The organism is Segatella sinensis (assembly GCF_040095255.1).
Classification (GTDB): domain Bacteria; phylum Bacteroidota; class Bacteroidia; order Bacteroidales; family Bacteroidaceae; genus Prevotella; species Prevotella sinensis.
In genome coordinates this window covers 1-561 of sequence record NZ_JBBNGE010000141.1, presented here as the reverse complement: position 1 = coordinate 561, position 561 = coordinate 1, and the positions used below count along the sequence as shown (strand labels likewise).

The window sequence follows — 561 nt, the reverse complement described above, 5'->3', positions numbered from 1 at the left end:
TCGGTATTGAAAATAGAGACGGCAACACAAACGTACGCTTCAACCAAAAAGAAACTTTGGAAAGAATCTTCAAGCGATTGGAGGCTTCGGAAATATATATTTCTCGTGCCCGCATGGATTGCGGCTCATGTTCGGAGGAAATCGTAGATATGGTAGAGGCTCATTGCAGGCATTTTTATATTCGTGCCAACAGATGCTCTTCTTTCTACGATTCCATGTTTGCCTTAACTGGATGGAAAACTGTTGAAATCAACGGTATTGAGTTTGAGTTGAATTCTATCCTTGTTGAGAAATGGAAAGGAAAACCGTATCGTCTTGTCATACAGAGACAAAGGCGAATAGATGGAGACCTTGACATTTGGGAAGGCGAATATACCTACAGATGTATACTGACTAACGATTACAAGTCGAGTGCAAGAGACATCGTGGAATTCTACAATCTTCGTGGTGGCAAGGAACGCATCTTCGATGACATGAACAATGACTTTGGCTGGAATCGATTGCCAAAATCGTTCATGGCACAGAATACTGTATTCCTGCTTATGACAGCTCTCATCAGAA

Annotated in this window: 1 pseudogene; it reads left to right on the top strand. The window is 41.7% G+C overall.

Annotation, left to right across the window (positions count from 1 at the left end):
- A pseudogene (locus AAAT87_RS15480) lies at positions 1 to 561 on the top strand (IS1380-like element IS942 family transposase); the annotation flags it as partial.